At 57.5% G+C, this 22667-nt stretch carries 18 protein-coding genes and 3 pseudogenes; 6 read left to right on the top strand and 15 right to left on the bottom strand.

Translation table 11 applies throughout. From position 1 onward, the window contains the following. Positions 1 to 259: 259 nt before the first annotated feature. From BM419_RS32115 to BM419_RS27570, 3 genes and pseudogenes are all read right to left on the bottom strand, one after another. Entirely contained in the window at positions 260 to 2110 is a 1851-nt protein-coding gene (locus tag BM419_RS32115) for an ABC transporter ATP-binding protein (protein WP_091928328.1), read from the bottom strand. An 862-nt stretch (positions 2111 to 2972) separates the two neighbouring features. Next, on the bottom strand, positions 2973 to 4112 hold the full coding sequence (locus tag BM419_RS27565; RefSeq protein ID WP_091928329.1) for a lanthionine synthetase LanC family protein: 1140 nt from the start codon (positions 4110 to 4112) through the stop codon (positions 2973 to 2975). Between the two features lie 236 nt (positions 4113 to 4348). Next, positions 4349 to 5070: pseudogene (locus BM419_RS27570) on the bottom strand (transposase); the annotation flags it as partial. A 1036-nt stretch (positions 5071 to 6106) separates the two neighbouring features. Between BM419_RS27570 and BM419_RS27575 the strand changes: the two are divergent. Further along, positions 6107 to 9325 carry a lantibiotic dehydratase gene (locus BM419_RS27575; RefSeq protein ID WP_175556387.1) on the top strand — a complete coding sequence of 1073 codons (3219 nt, stop codon included), beginning with the start codon at positions 6107 to 6109 and terminating at the stop codon, positions 9323 to 9325. A 150-nt stretch (positions 9326 to 9475) separates the two neighbouring features. Then, positions 9476 to 10052: pseudogene (locus BM419_RS27580) on the top strand (IS66 family transposase); the annotation flags it as partial. A gap of 86 nt (positions 10053 to 10138) precedes the next feature. Here the strand turns inward: BM419_RS27580 and BM419_RS27585 are convergent. After that, positions 10139 to 11035 (bottom strand): 3'-5' exonuclease, encoded by an 897-nt coding sequence (locus tag BM419_RS27585; RefSeq protein ID WP_091928314.1) that lies wholly within the window; start codon positions 11033 to 11035, stop codon positions 10139 to 10141. A gap of 231 nt (positions 11036 to 11266) precedes the next feature. Between BM419_RS27585 and BM419_RS27590 the strand changes: the two genes are divergently transcribed. Next, positions 11267 to 11467, top strand: a complete 201-nt coding sequence (locus BM419_RS27590) for a hypothetical protein (protein WP_091928315.1) — start codon at positions 11267 to 11269, stop codon at positions 11465 to 11467. Between the two features lie 1616 nt (positions 11468 to 13083). Here BM419_RS27590 and BM419_RS27595 read toward each other — a convergent pair. Then, entirely contained in the window at positions 13084 to 13518 is a 435-nt protein-coding gene (locus tag BM419_RS27595) for a Ros/MucR family transcriptional regulator (RefSeq protein WP_091928316.1), read from the bottom strand. A 297-nt stretch (positions 13519 to 13815) separates the two neighbouring features. Here BM419_RS27595 and BM419_RS27600 point away from each other — a divergent pair, with 297 nt between their 5' ends. Next, a complete protein-coding gene (locus tag BM419_RS27600) occupies positions 13816 to 14328 on the top strand; it encodes a ProQ/FinO family protein (RefSeq protein WP_091928317.1) in 513 nt (170 codons plus the stop codon). Positions 14329 to 14361: 33 nt separating this feature from the next. Here BM419_RS27600 and BM419_RS27605 read toward each other — a convergent pair whose 3' ends face one another. From BM419_RS27605 to BM419_RS27625, 5 genes are all read right to left on the bottom strand, one after another. Next, on the bottom strand, positions 14362 to 14586 hold the full coding sequence (locus BM419_RS27605) for a hypothetical protein (RefSeq protein ID WP_091928318.1): 225 nt from the start codon (positions 14584 to 14586) through the stop codon (positions 14362 to 14364). A 291-nt stretch (positions 14587 to 14877) separates the two neighbouring features. Continuing rightward, on the bottom strand, positions 14878 to 15099 hold the full coding sequence (locus tag BM419_RS33035; protein WP_091928319.1) for a hypothetical protein: 222 nt from the start codon (positions 15097 to 15099) through the stop codon (positions 14878 to 14880). A 182-nt stretch (positions 15100 to 15281) separates the two neighbouring features. Further along, complete coding sequence (locus BM419_RS27615; protein ID WP_091928320.1) at positions 15282 to 16097, bottom strand: GntR family transcriptional regulator; 816 nt, start codon at positions 16095 to 16097, stop codon at positions 15282 to 15284. 466 nt (positions 16098 to 16563) lie between these two features. Continuing rightward, entirely contained in the window at positions 16564 to 16854 is a 291-nt protein-coding gene (locus BM419_RS27620) for a type II toxin-antitoxin system RelE/ParE family toxin (protein ID WP_091928321.1), read from the bottom strand. After that, on the bottom strand, positions 16847 to 17116 hold the full coding sequence (locus tag BM419_RS27625) for a type II toxin-antitoxin system ParD family antitoxin (protein WP_091928322.1): 270 nt from the start codon (positions 17114 to 17116) through the stop codon (positions 16847 to 16849). Before BM419_RS27625 ends, BM419_RS27620 begins: the two co-directional genes overlap by 8 nt. Before the next feature lie 280 nt (positions 17117 to 17396). On the opposite strand from BM419_RS27625, the gene BM419_RS27630 reads away from it, so the two are divergent. Both BM419_RS27630 and BM419_RS32120 read left to right on the top strand, forming a co-directional pair. Continuing rightward, complete coding sequence (locus BM419_RS27630) at positions 17397 to 18047, top strand: ParA family protein (RefSeq protein WP_175556389.1); 651 nt, start codon at positions 17397 to 17399, stop codon at positions 18045 to 18047. Beyond that, positions 18047 to 18394 carry a ribbon-helix-helix domain-containing protein gene (locus BM419_RS32120; protein ID WP_139257142.1) on the top strand — a complete coding sequence of 116 codons (348 nt, stop codon included), beginning with the start codon at positions 18047 to 18049 and terminating at the stop codon, positions 18392 to 18394. The genes BM419_RS27630 and BM419_RS32120 overlap by 1 nt, the downstream gene beginning before the upstream one ends. A 221-nt stretch (positions 18395 to 18615) precedes the next feature. On the opposite strand, the gene BM419_RS27635 is transcribed toward BM419_RS32120, so the two are convergent. The 5 genes and pseudogenes from BM419_RS27635 to BM419_RS27655 form a co-directional block, all read right to left on the bottom strand. Beyond that, complete coding sequence (locus BM419_RS27635; RefSeq protein ID WP_244540890.1) at positions 18616 to 19581, bottom strand: tyrosine-type recombinase/integrase; 966 nt, start codon at positions 19579 to 19581, stop codon at positions 18616 to 18618. Continuing rightward, a complete protein-coding gene (locus tag BM419_RS27640) occupies positions 19578 to 20009 on the bottom strand; it encodes a hypothetical protein (RefSeq protein ID WP_091928324.1) in 432 nt (143 codons plus the stop codon). Before BM419_RS27640 ends, BM419_RS27635 begins: the two co-directional genes overlap by 4 nt. Beyond that, complete coding sequence (locus BM419_RS27645; RefSeq protein WP_244540891.1) at positions 20006 to 20794, bottom strand: TIR domain-containing protein; 789 nt, start codon at positions 20792 to 20794, stop codon at positions 20006 to 20008. The genes BM419_RS27640 and BM419_RS27645 overlap by 4 nt, the downstream gene beginning before the upstream one ends. A 50-nt stretch (positions 20795 to 20844) precedes the next feature. Beyond that, positions 20845 to 21288, bottom strand: a pseudogene (locus tag BM419_RS27650) (integrase core domain-containing protein); the annotation flags it as partial. A gap of 33 nt (positions 21289 to 21321) precedes the next feature. Further along, positions 21322 to 22590: an IS256 family transposase gene (locus BM419_RS27655; RefSeq protein WP_091928326.1), complete on the bottom strand. Its 1269-nt coding sequence runs from the start codon at positions 22588 to 22590 to the stop codon at positions 21322 to 21324. Positions 22591 to 22667 lie beyond the last annotated feature (77 nt).

Below are 22667 nucleotides of genomic sequence, written 5' to 3' on the forward strand. Positions count from 1 at the left end.
GACGACATCGAATATTACCTTTCCATTCCGATGATTTACGGCTAAAATCAAGCCAGACCTTACTTGCATAATACCACGAGCAGCAAAAACATAGTTAAGAACGCTCTTTACGGCGGCATAAACACAAGGGATATTGAAGAACGCAAGAAAACCGCGGGGCATAAAATCGTACAATCTCACTGCTTCAAACTTAGATCTGTATTGCAATAGGCATGAAGAGCCTCAAACGGTATTTTGTTTAAGTTATAAGCTTGTCGCCTTATTCGAAACCCGCGGCTTGTAGATTGAAAATTCGAGCGTATTGACCTCCAGATCTTAATAACTCCTCATGGGATCCATTTTCACTGATCTCACCTTGCTCAAAGACTATTATCCTGTCAGCGTTTCTTGCCAACGAAAGATTGTGGCAAACGATGACGACAGTTGTATCGCGCTTCATTTTTTCAACACTCCTCATAAGAGCAATTCCAGCCTCTGTATCCAAAGCAGCAGTTGGCTCATCCATAATAAGAATTTCTGAATTTTTGAAGAAAGCTCGTGCACCTGCTACCTTCTGCCATTGTCCCCCAGATAAATCAACGCTCTTTGCAAAATTCATACCTAGCATTTGATCATATTTACCTGGAAGAGAAGTAATTATGCTGTCGGCTAAGCTTTTTTCCGCCGCGGCAATTATTTCAGATAGCGAACCAGATCGTTCGGTTGAAGAAATTGAAATGTTTTCTCTCGCGGTCATATTGTACTTAACGAAATCCTGAAGCACGACACTAATCAAAGAATAATAATCGAACAAATCTATATCGGCTATATCTACCCCATCTATAGTGATAGTGCCTTCTGTTGGCATATAGAGCCGCGCAAGGAGTTTTATTACCGTGCTCTTACCAGCCCCATTCTCCCCGACAAACGCCAGCATTTCACCTTTGCGGATAGTGAAATTTAAATTTCTGAATACCCATTTGGCTCCGCCAGTATATCTAAATCCCACATCCTTAAATACTATCTCATCTTCGAATTTCGCGATCTTCCTGCTAGAACGCGCCAAGGCAGGAATACTCGAGCTGCTATCTATCAACGAATAAAAATCCCGCATGTAGTTACTTTGCGAAGCAATTTGTGTAAATGAAAGCACAACCCCCTCAACTATGGCGTTCAGTTGGAGCAACACACCAGAAAAGAACACTAAATCACCAATAGACAGTCGCCCACTCAAGGTTTGCCAAACGATAGAGCAGTATGAAAGATAGTAAGCCAGCGACCCGATTATACTTGCTGCACTGCTTACCGCGGCCCTCCGCTTGGCGATAACACGATTTGTCCTTGAGATCTTTCCTGAAACAGTGTTATAAATATTAACGAGATGGGGACCCAGTCGAAAGATTTTTACTTCCTTTGCGGAAAGCAATGCTGTACCTACCTGTTGTAGATAACTAAGCAACCTCCTATCTGGCGTAAGATGCACCGCGGCTTCATACTGAATACGATTAAAGTAAGACTCAGTTACTATCGACGGGATAAATGATATAGCGATGAGGAATATGAACCAGCTTGATAAATAAAACAGCGATGCGGACAATAGTACAATAGTAGCGAGACCCTGAATTTGATTTATTATATTGGTCACGAGTTGTTGGCTGATTATAGTTGAGGTATTGGCTCTCTGAACAAGATCTTGTGTTTTACTATTCTCTAAATTCTCAAGACTAATTGAACTGACATGTCTAATAATATCAGTCGCAAGCTTGAAATTATGCACCTCGAACAAAGATGCCTCGACAAAGGTTGTCAATCTTGCGGCAACGTTCCCGGAAACAACAAGTAAGAACTCCAGGAATATCAATCCGACTAATTTTAGTGCTGGGTCTGTTTCAATCCACTGCGAGAATGATATTCCTATAGTCGTCACATTTTTTTCGTGCGAAATTGTATCGATTATCAACTTCGCTACCAACAAAGTCAGAGTCGGCTGCATCACTCGAAACATTCGGGCCGCAACGATTACGGCGGAAAGCCTGAAGTTGAGTCTAAGAAAGGACAGTACAATGCGACTTACAAGGCGAAACTTGTCGCCTGCGCCGCTTAAAGAACTAAAAGCTTTATTAAACGGCATTTTTATGAATTCCAACTTTCATATGGATGGCCGTTCGCCATTGAGAGAAGCTCTTATATCTAAGCCGTTTTTGCAAGAGCCGCTCATCCTCAGGCGGCTCAGCGCAATACTAGGAAGAGCCGTACAAATACCATGCAGCTTTCATAGATCAGCGATGGGCCGCTTGCTTGACGGTCTGATCTCGGTTCCACTAGAAAAACACGCTAGTACGCTCCTCCATTTCGAAGAGTCAGAGGAGATGTGATCTGTGGGAGCCTGGGGCATGCCTCAGGCTGCTGCGCGCGTCTCGCACGGCAGTGCGCCATCGTAATTGATCGGGCGCCCCCCATAGTCACCTCCTGTGCGCCAACATCATCCTGCTCTGGCCAAACACCTCTCCGTCTCGGCCGTCGCGCAACAGGCAGGCGTCAGTCAGCCATCTGGCGCTGCCATTTGCACTATCAAAGAAGGCATAGACGGCCAGCGCGACAAGACTCGTCCACCGGTAAGCGGCGCCGCTCCACCGACATCGCCGTCCAGGTGATGGTCCTGACCTGCTCCAAGCTGCGCAGTGAGCTGCCCCATTGGAACCGCCGCGCCCCGGCAGAAACCGTCGGGATTTCGCTGCAGTCTGTCCAGCGCATGCAGGTTGCCCGTCGCCTTCAGCCGCATCGGATGCACAGCTTCAAACACTCGAACGATCCGCTTTCGCAGCAAAGGTCGCGGACATCGTTGACCTCGACATCCAAGCCCTGGCGCGTACCCGCCTAAGGCGTCCTGTAACGCTAGATCGCCTCGGAACTCTGACCCACAACAACGTCCAACACATACGCCCCCTGTCCAACCGGCCCCTTTTTTATAGCATTGGAAAAGCGAAGTTATCCTACATGGCGAATGCTTTATGCCAACCGGTACGACTGACCGCCACTGTGTTTAGCAAACCTAGAGCGGTCCCCGAATACCCCTCAAGCAAATTATCTTCCGACACCGATATGTGGCCATCTAGAAACTTCCGACAGGCATCTGTAGTTTTAGTGCATAGCAAAGCATAGCTACCTGACGAAGAAAAATCAGTCAATACTTCTTCAGCAAATTTTATTGCTCTCATTACTCCGGAATACCCATGACACAAACAATGTTCATTATTTCGAATTCTTTGTTCCCCACAAAATACAATATCATCGAATAATTTACGGCCCCAGGACAGAGAAATTTTATCATCCAATATGCGGCCCCCTTTGCAGAAGGCAATAGCAACAGACAAGTCCCCGTAGCACCATCCTAATCTTGATGAAATTATTTCGTTTTGAAAAAATGGATACCGCGAAATATTGCTTTGCGGCAACTCGTGACTCTTCAACCAAACCAATGACTCCTGAAGCGCTTCTCTCAATTTATCGTTTTGCGGATATTTTGAAAGACAGTCTGCAAAAATAGCAATCAAAGCTGGATATCCATGGGCCAGCCCAAGATCTACGCCTAGATCATGTCTAACTCGGCTATCTATATTTTTTTTAGGTGGGTTTCTTATGCAATTAGACATTTGGGCAGATCGAAAAATCTCGATGGCTCTTTCGATCAATGCGGCCGAAAGGATATCATTATTTAGGATTTGATTTCTTTTGATGGCATATATCAGTAGTCCCGCGATGCCGTCCACCAGACCCGGCATATCAATAGTATTTAGCCTGGATAATATTAGCTCGTCAAGTTCTTTTATTCTCTTGGATAGGGTCAAAGAATGCATGGTATTCAATGTTATACACGTTAGACCCCAGTACGTACCTGCCGGGCCATACCAAAACCTTAGATCTTCGGAGAAATTCGAATTTACAACAAGATCAATCAGGTCGTTAAACGAGCTATTCGAAGTGCTATTGACGCCATTTATATAATTCAATTCTTCATTAAGGAGTAATTTACCGATCAAGCTGCCGCCAAACTCCATATAGTCCGGGCCAATATTATCTGACAACTTATTTTGGATTTCTTGAGCAAGATTTATTAGATTTGTACTCCGCATGAAAATCCTCCTGGCGTCACCAAGGCGATTTGGCCACGTCCCGTCGCTGTTAAATCAGTATACTACGTGTGTGTTCTCTGCTTACTCGAATAGGATCTGACATAGGACTGCAGAAAACTAGAAAACTTCAGATACCGATTTGATGGCAGCTCTCGGAAAGGTACTATGATTATTTTGCGGATCTGGGGCGCCCTTATCGCCGGCGCGAGCCGGGTTGAGATCCTCAGCCCCGATCCTCAGGCTGCCCTCGTCTGTGAGCTGGTGAGCCAGACTGCCCAGTTCATGTTGGACGCGAGGTTTGCTAGCCCGATCTTCATCAGGGCTCGCGCCAAGCCGATCGTGAGCACCACGAGCGCCATCGGCCCCTTCTGCCGGACGAAGACGTGCTCTACGGCAGCGCGGGCCTTCGACTTTCCGCCGTTGGCGTGAGCGACGTTCCTCGCCATCGGCTTGCTCGACGGGTTCTTGCGATAGACGCGGGAGCGGAAGCCATCGGCTGCGAGGTGCGCCTCGTTGGCCTCTGAGCGGTAGGCCGTATCCACCCAGACGGTGCTGGCAATGTTGGCCTTCGACAGGAGATCGATCAGTTGTGCCCCACAGTGGCAGGCCGCATCGGTGTCCATACAGGGGCGAATCAGCCCGTGGCGTCGATCGATACCGACGTGGTTCTTGTGGCCGAAAGCTGGCACCGCGATGTCGACCCACTTCGCGCCATCCTTGGTTGGCTTGGCCTTCGACCATTTGAGCATCCAGCACGCATCCCGATCCTCTAGGGAAGGCCTCGTTGGTTGGGCCCGCCAAGCAACGGGCACACGGTCGGCCTTCAGGTCCGCCTTGTCCGCCTCGGTGTTGCGCTGCTTAGGTGCAGCCACCACGGTCGCATCGACGATCTGCCCACCCATGGCAATGACTTGGATCGCACAGTCAAGCTACTAAGCAAATATTGGCTTGGTTCGCCCAGTTCCATCATCTGTTCGCCTTTTGTCAGCGACCGGCGGACATCCGTGTTGCCTTTTTAGCTCTGAACGTAGTGCTATTCGATAGTTGTTCGAGCGCATCGCACGCAATCGCTTCAAATCTTGTAACGAAACCGGCTGGCCCCACCTCAGACAAAAGAAAAACGCGACGACATACTAATCCGATGACCGACGTGAAGCTAAAGGCATGATGACAACCTATGATCCATCAGGAACTGAATTCCTACCGCAATCCAAGTTCATAGAAACCTTGCAAAATAGACCTCAGACAGATTTATGCCGTAGAAGCTGACGTAATAACAGCGAGATGGCAAGATTTTTTCCGATATAATAAGTAAATAATAAGTATTATCTTCTAAAAGCAAGCATATCTGTGCGTGTATGCACAGCATACATCGCGTCAGCGCATCGCGAGCACACACGACCTCGCATCTTCAGCGCCCTTACGCCAGCGCCGAACCTTGAAGGATCGATACATATTCGATCAATCAGAGGTTGACAACCGGCACGAGCTAAGAATCCTATACGTCGGCTGGCATCACATTGCGAACCGCCAGCATCGGAGAAGCCTCGCTAGATAAGGAATAGAATAAATGCAAACTATCTCCTCATCGCGTTCCTCTCATCCTGCCCCGAGTGTGCTCTCCAATCTTTTGGAGAACCTCAAAAGACAGGAGGCAGCAAGTTTTCTAAATCAGAGAACGATGGAATTCAGAATTGCGGATGAAGAATCTTTTAGCAGAATTAGCGGGAATAGAAGGAGAGATCCCTATAGTGAAAGCGCGTGCTGCGCAGTTACAGGCCGCATAACTTCATGCGGAAGTTGTACAGAAAGCTGATTTATCAGGGGAGAGTTTGACCGATAAATCTTTCTCTCCCCACAATACACCGATGCTATATCGACTTATTATTCAAGAGAACTCGGAATTTATCTGTAGCAGCTCGTTTAGAAGCCAGTCAATGTCGAGAGATGTTATGACTTTGAGTTTAGGCGACTCTTTTGTTGTAAGATCCCCCATGCTGCCGTTCGGTTCGATAGATGTTTTTACTGTCATCTCCCATTGGAGGATGAAATATACTAATGCAAACGACTCCTCTGCGTTTGGATCGCAGAATTTCCAATTCAATGAGACTTTTATTTCTGCTCTTTACCTCGCCGCTCCGGAATTTTGGCAGCGACTTGATAGAAAAATCAGATCTCTAAAAGTCGATGATCAGACCATAGAACATAAAGATCTAGTTTCATTGAATAGATACATATCAAGATCTACGCGCCGGTGCACTCCGTTCGGACTATTTTCGTGCGTGTCTAGCGGTCATTTCGGTCAAGAAGACCGCGTGGAGATTAGCCCAAAAGACAAAATTTCGTGTATCGCGTTTCCATCTGCCGAGATTTCCTCCAGTATTATCGATTACGTCAATAGAAATCCAGACCTACGGCCAGTCCGTAAGTACAAGCTAAACTCCAGCGTAGTTTTTAATGGCTTCGGATTTTATTATTATACTATCGCAGGAGCTTCGCCATTCCGGTATGAACGGCGCGAACTGCCGACAGATCGGCAGTTAGCAAATTTGTACAGCCGTCTTCAAGAAGGTAGCCTCACAGAAGAAGATATCATTCTGGTCCTGAGCAACGGATCTGAAGAAAATAATCACGCGGCCGGCGAAATTTTTAGATATTTATTGCACCTAGAATTTCTGCAGCCCTTCGACGACCCAAGCAAGCACGACTATAATGTTTGCGAATTTTATAAGGAGGCCCTCAATAGAAGTGCGGCTCCGGGCCATGTAGAGGTAGATGCAACTATCCGATCATTATGCGATGCATACGAGCGGCTATGTTATAGTAAAATTTCTTCTATCAACGGTATGATGGATGGAATTAATAGCATTAAGAGGTTGACCGGACATCTCTTTCATATAGAGCACGAAAAGAATACTCGAGTCGTCAACGGACATGGCGCAAAAAAGAACAATCTAGTGCATGTTGATTGTTTTAGAAATACTTGCCTGTCTGAATTGTCGAATAAGTCTCGTGTTTTTCTTATGAAAAACATACATCATTACATAACTGCCACTGCAAGACTAAATCCGGCCTATCAGCGTCTGAAAGATATTTTCATAAAAAAATTTGGTATCAATTCCGTTCCTGCTGATATCGTTTTCGATCCGGAGATAGGTATCAATGCCATAGAGGTCTATGAAAATTCTAACAGTGAGGAATATGGCTCGTTCCTCAAGTTTGAGGAATTTCTATTTGTCCAGCTGGAAAAAATTTGGAATGCCGCCGGCCTTAGTTCTGAAAGAACTTACATTGACCTAGCGGAAATTGACATCGATGATAGCCAACGAAGACTTGCCAATCGTGTAACCGCTGGTAGTGTTATTCTTGGATTTATTGATAGCGGATTAGCCCCTCCTGCAGAACCTTGTAATAAATTTTATCTAAAGTATTTGTTTCTTGGATCGGGAACCGAGTTGATTGGTAGATTTTCAGTTGGTAATTCGCGCCTATTCGAAGTAGCGGCTGATCAAGCAGCTAGTTTCGAAGCTAGATTTTCAAGCACCATTGTTGCAGAGTTTATGCATAGCGACTCAGAAGATAACCGAGACGTCTACATATCTCCACGGCTATTCAAACATGCAATTATTTCTAATCGCGCCTATGGCTTCGCGAGTGGTTCTGAGATAATGAACCTCAAAGACCTACTTGTTTCGTTCAACGGTGACGAAGTTATGCTCAAAACCCGGGATGGCCGTCGGGTCATTCCGGTAGTATCTTCAGCTGTTGCCTGGAACAGACCAGGCTACTCCAATTTATATAGACTTTTTCCACTTTTAAATAAACAAATCACTGTTGGATTTGCTTGGCCAAGGAGATTTGGTTGCCTTTCTTATCTTCCGCGGGTGCAGTTAAATGATATGGTGTTAACGCCCGCCTCCTGGCTTATACCTGAGCAGCTGGTCAATAATATTAAGAAAGCGCCAGACAAAGATCGACACAAGTTCTTTCAAGCGTTTGCAGCAGAACACAAACTTCCTGAATTGTTAAGCGTCGGTGAAGCTGATGAAAATTTGACTTTTTGTTGGAAAGAGGATTTTGATGCGTCTGCTGCCTGCTCGCTTATCCTACGCTTCTCACCGCCAATCAGAGTGTATGAAGAAGTATGTATAGCGAGTCTTCCAGACGACAAAACGCGAGCCCAAATATATAATCGCGAGATAGTTGTTCCGTTTATTAACCGCAGTGCGCCGGTAGATTTACCTACCAGGGAGCTCCCAGCTCTTAGGCCACATAAATACGACTTCGCTGAAGAGCGTATAAGTCCTTCTGGAGAATGGTGCTATTTCAGGATTGAAGGTGAGCAATACATCATTGAAAATTTTCTTTGCTCCCTGATTTTACTTCTTGACGCGGAGTTTGGTATATTAACCGATGGGCCTGTTTGGTTTTTTATCAGGTTCAGTGATGGTGGAGATCATATTAGATTAAGGCTTAAGGAAAACGTGTTTTTGCGCGGTGACATATCTCAGCAGTGCATCAGGTATCTCGATCAGGAGGTTGCTAAAGGATCTGTTCGTAAATGGTCCATCGAGACATATGAAAGGGAAGTACATCGGTATGGGGGGGCGACCGTTATTGCATTTGTCGAAGAAATATTCAAGTACGACTCTGCGTTTGCGGTAAAAACTATCAACTTGCTTAGACAAAGCGCGGTTGATGATAGGTCAGCTCTTATTAGACTCTCTTTGTGCCTTTCTTTAATTGACCTTTTGAAGAGTTTTTTTGGTACCATTGAGAATATTCTTAATGTACTGGAATACTGGAAGAGCTACACAATAATCAATCCGGATATTGCGAGGCAGGCAAAGTCAGCCGTGGATAATATCAATCTTGAAATCCGCGCAGACGACGAATACAGCATTTCAAGTAAGCTGCATCCCAGTCTAGTTGAGCAATTATCTATTTTTTCCCAAGAAAGATTTGCACACATTCCGAGCCACTGCGCTAATATCATGGCGGCTGCACAATCAGGTTCTTTGACGGTTGCCGTCGAAAGCATAGTCCGGAGCATATTTCACATGACATGCAATAGATTAATGTCGCGGTGGAGAGAGGAAGAAGAGGCGTGCGCGATAGAGATTACTTTGAGGGTCGTTAAGGCGATACAACACAAGAAAAAGGCGGTAGCCAGCAGGAATATCAACACATCGCCTACATTGTCCAGAATTTGAGCGTTTTAACGGGCTCATTTCCATCGCTTGTGCCCGTACACGGCTCCGACTCGCAAAGACCGGTGACTGCTAATCGTTCTTGGGTAAGCGCTGTCTGGGCGGCACCCTCCGACAGACGGTGTGGAGACGACATACGGAGCGGAATGGGAGCGGCTGGCCTACTGCTGGAGCCATGTGCGTCAGCAATTCTATGACCTCGCTGCCGCCTCGCCGATCGCGACGGAGACGCTCTCCCGCATTGCCGTGCTCCTACCGGATCGAGGCCGATATACGCGGGCGTCCGGCCGAGGAGCGACGGGCGGCCCGTCAGGAGCGAAGACGGCCGGTGGTCGAAGCGCTGGAGCCGTGGCTGCGGGAGAAGCTCGACCTCCTGAGCCGTAAGAGCAACCTCGCGGAGGCGATCCGCTACGCCCTGAGCCGCTGGGCGGGGCTGAGCCTGTTCCTAGATGATGGGCGCGTGGAGATCGACTCCAACACCGCCGAGCGCACGATCCGGCCGCTGGCTTTGAATCGGAAGAATGCCCTGTTTACTGGTTCGGACGGCGGAGGCGAGCACTGGGCGGTGATCGCCTCGTTGATCGAGACCTGCAAGCTCGTCGGTGTCGAGCCGCAGGCTTACCTGTCCGACATCATCACCCGCATCGTCGAGGGCCATCCGCAGCGGTACCTCGATGATCTGCTGCCATGGGCTTACCAGCCAACGCCAGCCCTCAAAGCCGTGGCCTGAGGACAGCGCTTACGAATATGGCGGCGTGCCTCGTTCCGTAGCGTGCCCATATGCGAATGACCGCCTCCCAGCAGAGCCCTTCCTGTTCAGGTGCCCTGCTCGGGATTGGTCCGGGCGGAGTAGCGGTCTCGGGCCGTGAACCGGTCGGCCGGAAGGTCGATGATCGGCCGGCGGTAGATCGCCTCGCTCAGAAACGTCCGCTCGATCTCGATCTGATCCTCGTCCAGGTCGACGTACCAGCAGCGGCGACGGCCACTCCAACGGTAGCGCCGCGCCTTCAGCAGTTCCTTGGTCTCGATCGGAGATCCCTGCGCCCATAGCCGCACCGTCGGCTTGCGCGCCGTCTCCAGGAGCGCGGCCAGAGCCAACTGGCCGGAGGCCTGCAGCGGCCGGGCGAGCAGTGCCAGCAGGGCGTGGCAGTCGTCGATCGCCCGATGGCCGCGGTGGAACAACCCGCAATCGGCCAGCAGATAGCCGAGCTTCAGCCCCTCGTGCCCCTCCGCCCGCCACGGGATCTGGTGGCACGAGCAGCCCCAGTTCTTCTCGCGGAACACCGGCCAGCGCGGTTCGCACATTTGCCGGTCGAAGCTGGCATTGTGCGCGATGACCACGGCAGCGTCGGCTGCGATCCGCGCCACCGCCGCATCGTCGATCCGCTGCCCGGCCACATCGGCGTCGGTGATGCCGGTCAGTCGGGTGATCTCCAGCGGGATCGGCTTCTGCGGCTCTTGCAGCTGGTTGAGGGTGTCGAGAACCCGGTAGATGCGCCCGCTGGCGCCGTACTCGAATTTCAGGATCCCGAGCTCGATCACCTCGTCCGTACTGAAGTCGGTGCCGGTGGTCTCAACGTCGACCACCAGGCCGATGAAGGTCGGCTCGTTGGGGGCGTCCGGATGGTCAGCCAGTGGCTGCAGCCGACGCAGCACGCGGTAGTCGCCCGTGCCTTCGAGGACAGTGGCGATGCTGTCGAGGGGCTGGCTCACGTGCCTGGCGGTCCCGGTTCTCCCTGGCCGCGCACCATCCCGGTCGCAGCGGCGGATCCGCCTGAGCCTAGCGGCAGGCCGAGCAGTACGGACAGCCACGGTCAGGCCTGTCCACAGACGGATGCGGTGTCTGGCCTCCACCCCCGCCTGCTATTGACCGTCAGATTAGATCTGTTCTAATTCGTAACTGAGCGCAGCCGCCAGCTGCCACCCAGTTCCAGGAGCCCGATCATGGCCAACGCCAAGTGTGAGACCTGCCGCTTCTTCGACGAGCACAAGGGCAACGGCGCCGTCGCGCAGAACGATGCCGGCCTGTGCCGCTTCAACCCGCCGGTCAGCCAGCCCGCGCCCGAGTCGAAGGGCCTCTGGCCGGTGGTCGCCACCGGCGACTGGTGCGGCCACTACACCGCCGAGATGACCGCCGCCGAGTGAGGCGGATCGTTCCGAGTGGGACGCTGGGCCGGCCTCGAGGCCGGCCGTTTTCGTTTGCGGATAAGGGTCCGTGGAGCAGACTGGACGACGGCTGGAAGCCACGGGGCCAGCTCGATCGACGCCGTCCGCGCAGCCGGGTTCCTCGACAGGCCTACGGGGTCTCAGACGCTTCAGTGCGTGTGGTGTGATACTCCAAGCTTATGGCAAACCACTGGCAAACTTGCTGGCAACGACTGGCACCCTGTGGGTCCTTGTAGCCCGTCGTGGGCGCAGCCTTCCTCAACCGCACAGACGCTACAGCGGATGGGTGGCGGCGCCGTCGGATCCGGTCTCAGCCTGAACGGCGACGTGGCACGTCGGTGGCGGCACGGCAGGGTACGGGCCGGGTCCGGCAAGAGGCGGTAGAAGACGGTCGTGGTACGGTAGCAAGAAGGGCATCACACCACACGCACTGAAGGTGCAGGCAGCCGTGGCGCTCCATCCGATCGAGCCGAACCGGCAAAAAATCAGCCCGTATCACCCGATGGATCCACCTCTCCCTTCTTTCTCGGACGGTGTGAGGTCTGAAGCTACTTCAGACTGTGCGTCGGGTCGTCCCCCGGATGTCGATCGACTTGGCCCCGGTTTGCCTTCCGTTCGTGTTCGGGCTCTGCCGGCCTTGCTCCGAGCATATCGGACGATTTCCACACATCGCACCCGCATCGTACGCGTCGCCGCCCGACTTTATGCTCCGGACTATGGCCGAGCTGTTCCCGGCATCACTGTCGCTTGCGTCCGGCACGCGGCGCGGCTGTCGCGCCTATGCCTGTGCGTCGAGGCAGATCGTGTGCGGGGCATATCGGACGGTTGTCGCGTCGCTGATCACCCCATGTCGGCATCGTTATCGCAGGGATCCTCCGGCGTCCGGACGTGAGCTTCGAGCCGGCAATCGACCCTGGCTCTGGCCAGCCCAAGTGGCGTTGCCACAATCGCTTTTCCGGGTTCTGGCCGCGAATGGCCTTCCGGAGGTGCGTGGTGTGTGCTGACAACGAGAGCCCGCATCCGACAACCAGGCTCAGCACGATCGGGGACGCAAGCCGTCACTAAGCTGAGCCAGGAAGCGCAACGAGAAGGACGGGAGATAGCAGGACATACTCCACACCTCGAGCCGTCCCACACAGCGCCTCTCAAGGCTGGCAGCATCACCCCGACAAGGAGAAGGCCGCGGATCTGGTAAGCCCAACCCCGGCTCGCCTCAGGTCCGACGACGACCGCCGCACAAGTCCGCGCTCGAGCCCGAACCACAACCCGGCGACCCCGAGCACACAAGCCGCTTCAACACGCCGGCGGAACGCGAACGGGGACATCGCTGGGCCAGAGGGTTGAGTTCGGCGGGCTGATCGAGGTCGACGCGGTTCATGCCCGGCCTGGGGAGCCGCGACCCTGACGCGATGATCGTCGCGCCGATCACGGCCGCAGCATCCTGTGGAGCGTCGATCGGCTCGCCAATTGGCTCGATCCTGAAACCCCACCCGGCGAGCCGATCGATGATGACCGACCTGGTAGAGCTCCGAACTGCAAGGGACGGTCATCAACGAGCAGATGTCAGCGTCAGGACCGGGTGCGTGCGTCGACCGTCACGAGGCGACGGGTTCTGAGGCCGCCGCCCGCTGAGGCCGCCCGAGGCCGAACCCCTTGGCCAGCTGCGAGCGCCTCTCAGCATAGCCTGGCGCGATCATCGGGTAATCGGCGGGAAGCCCCCACTTGCTCCTGTAGGCGTCCGGGGTCAGCCCCAGCTTCGTCAGATGGCGCTTGAGCGTCTTGTAGGTCTTGCCATCCTCGAAGCTGATCAGCGCCTCGTGCGTCACCGAACGACGGATTGCGGCGGCCGTCGGCCTCTCGACCGGCGCAGCAACCGCGGCGTTCGAACCGCCGAGGTTGGCCACAGCCTCCCGCGTGCGAATGATCAGCTCAGGCAGCTCGGAGACAGCAATATGATTGTACGCTACATAGGCAGAGACGATATCGGCCGCCATCTGCGTATAATCGATGGTATCCCCGTTGCTCGTCATGGATGTTTGATCCACCACGCATCTCCATGAAAGACAATATGCACATCGCAATATAACCCCTACTGGGACGTGTCAAAAAGTTTCTATCATGAGCTAGCGTTCCGGCATCATAATGCGATACACAATATACCGTTGCTATGATAGGCTTCATTTTTACCGAAAGTTGTAATCGCTGAGACCCGGATCGTTGCCCAACTGCTTCGCGCAGCAGGGCCTTACCGTCCCGATCTTCGGCACGGCGCGCCCGAACACGAAAGCCGACTTCAAGACCTCGGCGGGAACCGCTACCTTCACCCCATGATTGACGCGCCGGTCACAGCCACTGCCTCAAACACAGAGGCCGCCGCCTCGGCCGGGCCGGCCGCCGGCGCCGTCGTGGCGGGCCGCTACGAGGTCTCCCGGGCCTCCGAGTTGTGCGCATTGCTGCAGGAGCGGCCGCCCGTGTTCCCGACCGCACCCGGAGATCCGATCCGGCCGCTGGCGCTCGGTAGCCTGCAGATGCTCACGCAGCTCGCCCGGCCGGGGATCCCGCCCGCGCAGCTGAAGCAAGCCCTGAAGGTCTACTGCCTCGGCCTGGGCTACCTGCTCGCCCTCAGTCGATCCGGTGCGTGGCGGTACGATCTGGCCGGCCATCCGGTGGGACCGGTAAGCGAGGAGCACCGCACAGGTGCGCGGCGTCAGTTCAAGGGCGTGCAGGCATACCGAGATCGGATCCGGGCGGCACGCCGGGCCACGAAACAGCCGCAGGAAACGCCCGCGACCGCCCCCGTCGACGCTGCGCCGGCGGCCGTGAGCCACCAGCCGGCCTGACCTCGATCCCGCGCGGTCTACAGCCTGGCCGCCTCACGGCAGCGCCATCGCGGTGTAGGCGCGGATCCAGTTGGGAGCGAGGATGTCGCCGCTGTCCGTGATGATCCACGGGATGGCATCCTCACCATCGATGGCCTCGGCTGCAGCGTCCAGGGCGGCGCGCAAGGTCGGGAAGCTGCGCATCTCGGCGGCGCGAGCCGGAGCATGGCCGGGCCAGAGGGTGAGTTCGGCGGGTTGGTCGAGATCGACGTCGATCATGGCCCGTGATCTGGCGGCGGATCTGGCCCCTATGCCAAGGACGTGCCGCGCGGGTTCAGCCCAGCGTGTGAGCGGGCCGTGAGCCGGCGCGTGCGGTGACCAGTTCCACCGGGGCGCCGACCCTCACGCGACCGCCCGGCCGAGGCGTCACGGGCGAACCGAGGGGAACTGGCCCGCGGTCGCCTGTCGTCGCGCGCTTGCCCGCCGCGGTGCCGTGCGGTGTCGCGAACGCCTCGAGCACCTGGCGGGAAGAGGCGACGGTGTAGCAGGCCAAGCTCGGCCTGTCGCCGATCAGCCCACCCTTGGGAGACGGGTTTGCAGTTGCTCGGCCTCGGTACGCCAGGCGTCGCGCTCAATCTGCACGGCCTCGATGCGGGCGTGCAGGTGCCCGGCGTCGATGGCGGTTTTCATCAGCAGGTCCTGGGCGTCGCCGAGCTGCTGGCGCAGCTCGGCATTCTCCGTGGTCAGGGCGAGGAGCAGGGCCGGCAGGTCAACGCTCCTGGGATGGCGCATCGAGCTGCTCCAGAATCGGGAGCGGCGCCTCTAACCGAGCTGCACACCCGTGTCGACGCACGTCTGCGTGTCGGCGGATGCGCGCGGTCACAGGTGATCGGCCAGCCGGATGACGGTGGGTCGGTGGTGCTGTGATGGTGTGATGGTGGAGGGCGTTCGTCAGACCGTCCGGGCTCAGACCCTCAGCGCATGGCTCTGGTCTTCCTACCACCCTGTCGGATTCTCGAAGGTGTCGCACGATCGAGGTCGCCCGCTGCCTTCCGGCAGCCTTTTGACGGTTGGGTTATCCTCGAATCTAACGGGATTAGAACCTGAGTATGCGTGCGCTGTGCGGATTTGCACCCTCCCCCCTCCGCCGCATCCAAGCGCTGAGGCACGTGAGCGGGATGGGTCTTGCGGGCGAGGCGCAGCCATGCGGTCCACTCGGGCGCGACGATGCGGACGATGTTGGTGTCGTTGCGAAAGCCGGTGATCCGCCGCTCCTCGACGGTAACCAGCCCCAGCTTGCTCGCCTCACGGATGGCGTTGCGCACGGTGGTCTCGGCGACGCCGACGATCGCCGCGAGGTGGCCGACAGCGAGCCGGCAATCGCCCCGGCGGGCGGTCTCGGCCGCCACGAGCGCCAGCACTGCCTGCTCGGCCAGGGTGAACCGCGCCGCCAACCCCGGTGGCAGCCGCCCGGAGGCCGCCCAGCGGCGGCGACGCTCCATCGACGCGTCCGTGCGCGGGCGTGAGCCCACCGACCGCCTGGCGCTTCCTGCAAGGGCTTGAGGGGCATCGAAAGCCTCGGCCGGCTGCGGCCCCAATGGGCTCGACGGCTGGCCGACACGGGCTGCCTTCCCGGTCAGCGTGCGCGCTTCGATCAACGCGGACAGGCTCTCGGCCTCGGCTTCGGTGATGTGTCCATCCCCGAACGCGCGCCAGAGCTGCGCCGTCACCTGAGGCAGGGCGATTCGGCTGGCCGCCTCGATGGCGCGGCGGATTTCTTCTGCAAACATCCCTTCCCGGCCCTCGTCGGGCCACGACAGGTCGTTCCGAGCCGCCGGTTAGGGCGTCCGGTCCACAGGCAAAGCCTCACCGTCGCGAAAGTTGGCGCTTTCGCTTGACGCCCGGGGGCATCTCATGGCTTGTGAGGGGCAGCAAATCCGGCCTCACAGGCCCTTTGGGTTTCGACGGCCCTCCAGTTTGGCGACTGGGGGGCCGTTGGCTTTTCAGGGGTCGACTTGCGGCGGCGTGATCTCCTGATGGTGCCGGCGACTCGCGCGAGGCGCTGCGTAGCCGGACATCGCATGTCGGCTGGCACGCACGGCTAAGTCAACGTTGGGGCTTCGTACGGATCGCTGAACGTGTTGGCGAGGCCAGAGCGCTGAGGGCGATCTTGGAGCCTGTCGCATTGGCCCTGCTGGTTTCGAAGGCCGTCGTAGAAATGCCGAGCCAACGCAGTACTGCGGCACTGCCCCTCCCCTACAGCGCGAACCGCCTCACGCTGCGACCGTGCACGATGGCCAGGATCAGGACGCCGTCAGCCACGACCTCGTACAGGATGACGTGCGCGGAATGCTCGTGCCGGTGCACGCCTGAGCGGATCCCGTCGGCCTTCCGGCCCATGCCGGGGTTGTCGGCGAGAAGCTGGAAGGCGTGCTCCAGACCGGCGGCATAAGCTTCGGCTTGGCGGACACCGAACCGCTGGTAGCCATGAACGGCGATGTCGAAGAGGTCCGCCTCGGCCCGCCTCGTGAGCGTATAGTCACTCATCCAGCGGCTGAGCGGCCTGCGCGTGCTTCTTCGCCCGTGCGAGGATCTCAGGGACCTTGCGCCGGCTCGATCCGCTGGCGCGAGCGTCATCGACGATCCGGCGCAGATCCTCGAGCGTCAGTTCGGGATGGGCACGCCGCTCCCGGTCGCGGCGGACGAGATCGCGGACATAGTCGCTTGTGCTGGCGTAATCGCCCTGCCTGATCTGCGCCTCGATCCACTCCTTCATCGGGTCGGGCAGAGAGATGGTCATGGTCGCCATGGGGGCCTCGTCGTCGACCTGAGCATACCCAGGATAAGCGTTTTTCACAAAAGCTCTTATGCCACCTAGAGGGTCGTTCGGCCTGATGCTTGCCGGGCACTTCCTCAACCGATCGGAATGGCATCGCGCTGTCGAGCCGACCCGTTGACGTGTCAACAATCTGACGGGTCAACGCCGAAACGGGTTGCGCCGTCACCGCGTTTCGGTGATGTCCTGTTAACAAACTGTCGCGATGCTAAGACAGCCCGTCAGCCCGTCACACTGTCAGAAGGTCAACGCGATGCATACGCTCGCCCTGGTTTCACAAAAAGGAGGGGCCGGGAAAACGACACTTGCCCTACACCTTGCGGTAGCGGCACACCGTGCTGGGCTTCAGGTTGCCATCGCGGACCTCGATCCCCAGTCATCGGCTTGGAAATGGTCCGAGCGGCGGAAAGATCACCCCGAAGCGGTGGTCACGTCGGCCGAGCAGCTCGATCACGTAAAGGCTCAGGCTGCCGGCGGCGGCTTAGATTTGCTGCTCATTGACTCCGCGCCGCATGCGGACCGGCCGGCTCTCGTGGCGTGTAAGGCCGCCGATTTGATCCTGATACCATGTCGCGCTTCGATCCTCGACATCGATGCGATCGGACAGACACACGACCTCACAACCATCGCGCGCAAGCCATCTTGGGTGGTCTTCAACGCGTGCAATACGTCAACCGAATTCGACTTGGAGGAAGCGCGTGCCGGTCTGCGCGAGCGCGACATCCCTGTTTATTCCGGTGCGATCTATCAGCGAGTCTCATACTCGCGCGGCTTCATCCCTGGCAGGACGGCCCAGGAGATCGAACCAGCGGGCAGGGCGGCCTCTGAAATTGATGAGCTGTTCCGATGGACGGCCAACCTGATGGGGCTGCCTCTTCCGCAGACCGGCGTCGAGGCTGCCTGATGAACGCTGCGCCCCGCTTCAGCCTCCGAGCAGCCGTTACCGACAGTGTCTCTACTGGACGCCGTGATGAGCCGCCGGCAGCCATAGAACCAGAGCCCGCCGCTGAGCCTGTGCAGACCGGGGTTTCGCCTCGGCGCGCCACCAAAAATATCAAGGACACGAAGACCCCTCGCCCGGCCACGCGGCAAGGCGCGCGTGGGATCACCGTCTGGGTCGAGCCCGAAATCTATCGCATGATCAAACTCGTGGGTCTCGACGCCGACATGACGACCCAAGACGTGATGATGGAAGCGATCAACGATCTCCTGATGAAGAAGGGCAAGGGACGTATCGTGAAAACGCGCTGACACTACAACGAGTTGTCCCGATGACGCGTCAGTGCGATGAATTGTTGACACGTTGACATTCTGCCTGTGATGGGCTTGCCGCAACCTGGGCTGCGGCCGGCAGAAGTGCGTTTGCCGCCCTATGCTGGCCTCCTAGCTTCCGATACCGTTGGCGTATCGGAAGCCACAAGCGCCATAGTGGGGCCGGTAGGGGGGCTCGCGGCCCACGATCAGCACGCTCTTCAGATCAGGATGCGCTCGATCTCGTCCAGGCTCACCTCGTCGGCTCGGCGATCGTAGAGCTGGGTCGTTCGAGTCGAGGAATGGTTGGCGATGGCTGCCGCCCTTTCCAGCGTGCCTCCGTTCTGGAGGTAGGCGGTGATCCCGGTCGCCCGGAACGTGTGGTTGCCGATCTGCGTGGCGATCCCGGCCGCCTTCGCCCGTCGCCGCACCATCGCGTAGGCGTTGGCACTCGGCAGAGCAGTGCGGGACAGTACGGCCGTCCCGCGCCGGATCGTCCGGAACAGCGGCCCATCGTCGTCCGCGGCGATGCCTGTGCCGTCCAGGTAGGCGTGCATGTAGGTTTCCAGGTTGTGGTGGCAGGGCAGCCCCACAGCCTTGCCGCCCTTCTCATGCAGGCGCACCCAGAGGCGGCGGTTTTGCACGTACACGTCCTCGACCCGCATGGCGGTCGCCGCGCCGATCCGCGCGAATGTGTAGACCATCAGGCCGATCAGCGCCCGGTCGCGTAGGCCGATTGGCGTGGTGGTGTCGATCGCGTCGAGGAGCGCGCGCGCCTCGTCGGGCGCGAGCACGGGCGTCTTGCCCCGCTTCACCACGTGTTTCGGCCCGCGCACGGCGGTCGCCGGGTTGAACGGGAGGACGCCGCCGGTCGCCAGCCAGTCGAACATCATCCGGATCGCTGCCAGGCGCTGCTTGACCGTGGGGGCGCTGTGGCTGCGCCCGAGATCCTCGACGTAGGCGGCGATGTGGATCGAGCCGACGGCCGTGATCGACGGCAGGCCGTACCCGTCCAGCCAGGCGCAGAACTCGCCTAGGGCCCTGGCGTAGGCGCGCCGGGTATGAGGGTTGCGGAGCTGCGCGGTGAAGAACTCCAGGAACCGGTAGGCGGCGCGCTCGCCGGCCGCGGCGACGAGAGCCGGGGCCGGAAGGGCGCTCAGGGTGGCGAGCGAGTTCACCCGGCTCACACCCGACTTCCGCGCTGGGCGGCGTAGTGGTCGTGCCGCTCACGCCACAGCACCTCGGCACGCTCACGCACGCGATCACGGTCGGCCGCCAGCCGGAAGCAGATGCCGTCGTTGACCCGGATGTGCTCCACCCCGAGTTCGCCGGCGGCGCTGGAGATCGCGTCCTCCCACAGAGGGTCCCAACGCGGGGGCGCGGAAACCTTGTTCTTCCGCCGGGCGGGAAGGCGGTACGGGAAGGCGTTGATGGCGGCTTCGGCCTCGGCCTGTCTCTGAGGGGCGAACTCGGGATCGAACAGGTAGCGCTTTGACATGCTCATCCGAGGCAGTCCATCTGCAAAGAATTCCAGGAAGCGGTAGGCGGCGTGGTCACCCGCTGCCGCAATCAGCGTTGGGGCGAGGGCGGTGTCGAGGATGGTGAGCTGGTTCATGCTCCCATCACTTTATTGAAATCTATCTCGATACCGGCGGCCTTGAACTCTTTTGCAAGGTCAATTTTCCAATGGCCATTCTCCATAGAAATATAAACAACACCCTCGAAATCCGATGGCTTCTCTACGTTGCCCTTGACCAGGGCAGAAACCTTTTCTGGGCCAAGCGCACCGATGAAAAAGCCAAGTTCGAAAACCACATTCTGGCGCGCGCGCGGATTGTTCGTTTCTGCACCGGCCTTCGCGCCCTGATCATCCGGTGTCATGAGGACAACGGCAAAGGCTGCGTCCGCGGCCTCCTCACGGAATTTCGTGATGATCGTGCGACCTTTGTTGGTGCGCTCGTGCAGGATGATGGGCTCAAGCCCTATGCTCTGGATATAGCGTGCAACCGTCTCGCGCGCGGCCTCATCATGGCCGTGGACAATGAACACCTTCCTTGAGGGAGCAGAGGAGGACACTTTCTGCATCGTCTCAGACGATGCCGGGGGCGTCAGCGCATGACCGAGCCACTGCATGCGGGTCGACACCGCATCCCGATGCCGGGTCCACGCTACTTCATCATTGCGATAGCCAGAACCCGTCACAAGGGGGGAATAAGGTAGGCCGCACCAAGTGGCGCTGAGCGCGGGTTTCTGTAGATCGTCTTCCAACCAACGTGCGACTTTGTTCACCCAACGCTCAAAGTCGCCATACACATTCACGGGCTCGCTGCCACGCAATAACTGGCGTCCTTCACTGAGAATTCCACTTAGCTTGGATGCAGGATTGCGTAGGCCCTTCAATTCTTGCCTCCCTGACCTGACCGGTATTTTAGACCGAGCCAATTGAGAGGCTACTGCATGGTTGCGGCCATGGGTAGCCGGAAGGCCAGATCTGGGAAGCTGACAGGCGCGGGCGGCCGATAGCCAAGCGACGAGTGCGGCCGGACGCGGTTGTAGGTGGATTGCCATAGACCAATCACGATCTGCGCTTCCTTCAGAGAGTAGAAGATCTCCTGCCTCAGGCACTCATCGCGAAGCTTGCCATTGAAGCTCTCACAGTACCCGTTCTCCCACGGCGAGCCCGGCGCGATGTACTGGATCTGTGTGCCTACCTTGTTGACCCACTTGCGTAGCGCCTTCGAGATCATCTCAGGGCCATTGTCGCAGCGGATGTTCTCAGGGATGCCGTGCAGGCACATCGCATCCGCCAGCGCCTCAATCACGCCGACGCTGTTGAGGCGCCGGTCGACCTTCAGGGCCAAGCACACCCGGCTATGCTCGTCGATCAGCGTCAGGGAGCTATGCCGGATTTTAGGTGACGGCGGTGGTCAGGCGGCGCGGTGATCTGGGCTCGCGGCGACCTCGGTCCCGTCGCGGAAGATGACGCCGGCCACGACCTTCGGCAACTGGTTTTCGCCCTTCAGCCGGCGCCAGGTTTTCGACGCCGCCATCACCAGCTTGAACACCATCAGCTTGGCGGTCGTGGCCGAGAGCGCCCCCTTGGTCCGCACGGTCCGATGCCGCACCGTAGCGAACATGCTCTCGATCGGGTTCGAGCTGCGCAGGTGATCCCAGTGCTCGGCCGGGAAGTCGTAGAACGCCAACAGCCTGTCACGATCCTTGGTCAGGCAGGCGGCGGCCCGAGGGTACTTGGCCCCGTACTTCTCGACGAAGACGGCCAGCGCCACCTCGGCTGCCGCCCGGGTCGGCGCGCCGTGGATCTCGCGCAGGTCCGCCTTCATCGCCGGCTGGATGGACTTCGGCACCTTGTCGAGGACGTTGGCCGCCTTGTGAACCCAACACCGCTGGTGAGCGGTGCCGGGGAAGACCTCGTCCAGCGCCCGCCAGAAGCCGAGAGCGCCGTCGCCGACCGCGATCTCGGGCGCGATCGAAAGCCCGCGCCGCTTCACGTCGACGAGCAGCTCCCGCCAGCTCTGGGCACTCTCGCGCACGCCCACCTGGAAGCCGACGAGCTCCTTGCGACCCTCGGGCGTCGCCCCGATCAGCACGAGCATGCACTCGGCCTGCTCCTCCATCCGGGCCTGCAGGTAGACGCCGTCGGCCCAGACGTAGGCATAGCGGCGCGCGGAGAGATCGCGGCCCTGCCAGCGGGCATACTCGTCCGCCCAGGCCGCGGTCAGCCGGGCGATGACGGCCGGCGACAGGTTCGGGGCGTCACGACCCAACAGGGCGGCCAGCGCGTCCTGAAAGTCACCGGTCGAGACACCGCGCAGGTACAGCACCGGCAGCAGCGCATCCAGGCTGCGGGTGCGCCGCGCCCACTTCGGCAGGATGGTCGAGGTGAACCGGACCCGGTCCTCAGACCCGCTCGCACCGCGGTCCCGGACACGGACCCGCGCGACCGGCACCGGGCCGATGCCGGTCTGGATCGCCCGCTCCGGCCCGTGACCGTGCCGCACCAGCCGGGCCCGTCCATCCTGCAGTCGCAGGTCCTGCATCGCGCTCAAGAAGGCGTCCGCCTCCATCTCGACAGCTTGGGCGAGCAGGCGGCGAGCGCCGCTACGCAGCACCTCGGTCAGGGGATCGTCGAGGTCTTCGGGATGACGAAGTCGGACGAGGTTGGTAGGTGTCTCCATGGCGTATCGCTCTCACTGAGAGGTTCTGGCAGGCTCGACACCCGCCTCGATACGCCGCCTTCAACACACCGTCGTCA

Origin of the sequence: Methylobacterium sp. yr668 (assembly GCF_900116245.1) — a bacterium.
GTDB lineage: Bacteria > Pseudomonadota > Alphaproteobacteria > Rhizobiales > Beijerinckiaceae > Methylobacterium.

Excerpts from the sequence above, each read along its gene's own strand:
- BM419_RS27615 (WP_091928320.1), bottom strand. The coding sequence starts at position 16,097 with ATGTTTGCAGAAGAAATCCGCCGCGCCATCGAGGCGGCCAGCCGAATC.
- BM419_RS27630 (WP_175556389.1), top strand. The coding sequence starts at position 17,397 with ATGCATACGCTCGCCCTGGTTTCACAAAAAGGAGGGGCCGGGAAAACG.
- BM419_RS32115 (WP_091928328.1), bottom strand. The coding sequence starts at position 2,110 with ATGCCGTTTAATAAAGCTTTTAGTTCTTTAAGCGGCGCAGGCGACAAG.
- BM419_RS27655 (WP_091928326.1), bottom strand. The coding sequence starts at position 22,590 with ATGGAGACACCTACCAACCTCGTCCGACTTCGTCATCCCGAAGACCTC.
- BM419_RS33035 (WP_091928319.1), bottom strand. The coding sequence starts at position 15,099 with ATGCGCCATCCCAGGAGCGTTGACCTGCCGGCCCTGCTCCTCGCCCTG.
- BM419_RS27620 (WP_091928321.1), bottom strand. The coding sequence starts at position 16,854 with ATGAGTGACTATACGCTCACGAGGCGGGCCGAGGCGGACCTCTTCGAC.
- BM419_RS27595 (WP_091928316.1), bottom strand. The coding sequence starts at position 13,518 with ATGACGAGCAACGGGGATACCATCGATTATACGCAGATGGCGGCCGAT.
- BM419_RS27625 (WP_091928322.1), bottom strand. The coding sequence starts at position 17,116 with ATGGCGACCATGACCATCTCTCTGCCCGACCCGATGAAGGAGTGGATC.
- BM419_RS27590 (WP_091928315.1), top strand. The coding sequence starts at position 11,267 with ATGGCCAACGCCAAGTGTGAGACCTGCCGCTTCTTCGACGAGCACAAG.
- BM419_RS27565 (WP_091928329.1), bottom strand. The coding sequence starts at position 4,112 with ATGCGGAGTACAAATCTAATAAATCTTGCTCAAGAAATCCAAAATAAG.
- BM419_RS27605 (WP_091928318.1), bottom strand. The coding sequence starts at position 14,586 with ATGATCGACGTCGATCTCGACCAACCCGCCGAACTCACCCTCTGGCCC.
- BM419_RS27600 (WP_091928317.1), top strand. The coding sequence starts at position 13,816 with ATGATTGACGCGCCGGTCACAGCCACTGCCTCAAACACAGAGGCCGCC.
- BM419_RS27575 (WP_175556387.1), top strand. The coding sequence starts at position 6,107 with ATGCTGCCGTTCGGTTCGATAGATGTTTTTACTGTCATCTCCCATTGG.
- BM419_RS32120 (WP_139257142.1), top strand. The coding sequence starts at position 18,047 with ATGAACGCTGCGCCCCGCTTCAGCCTCCGAGCAGCCGTTACCGACAGT.
- BM419_RS27640 (WP_091928324.1), bottom strand. The coding sequence starts at position 20,009 with ATGAACCAGCTCACCATCCTCGACACCGCCCTCGCCCCAACGCTGATT.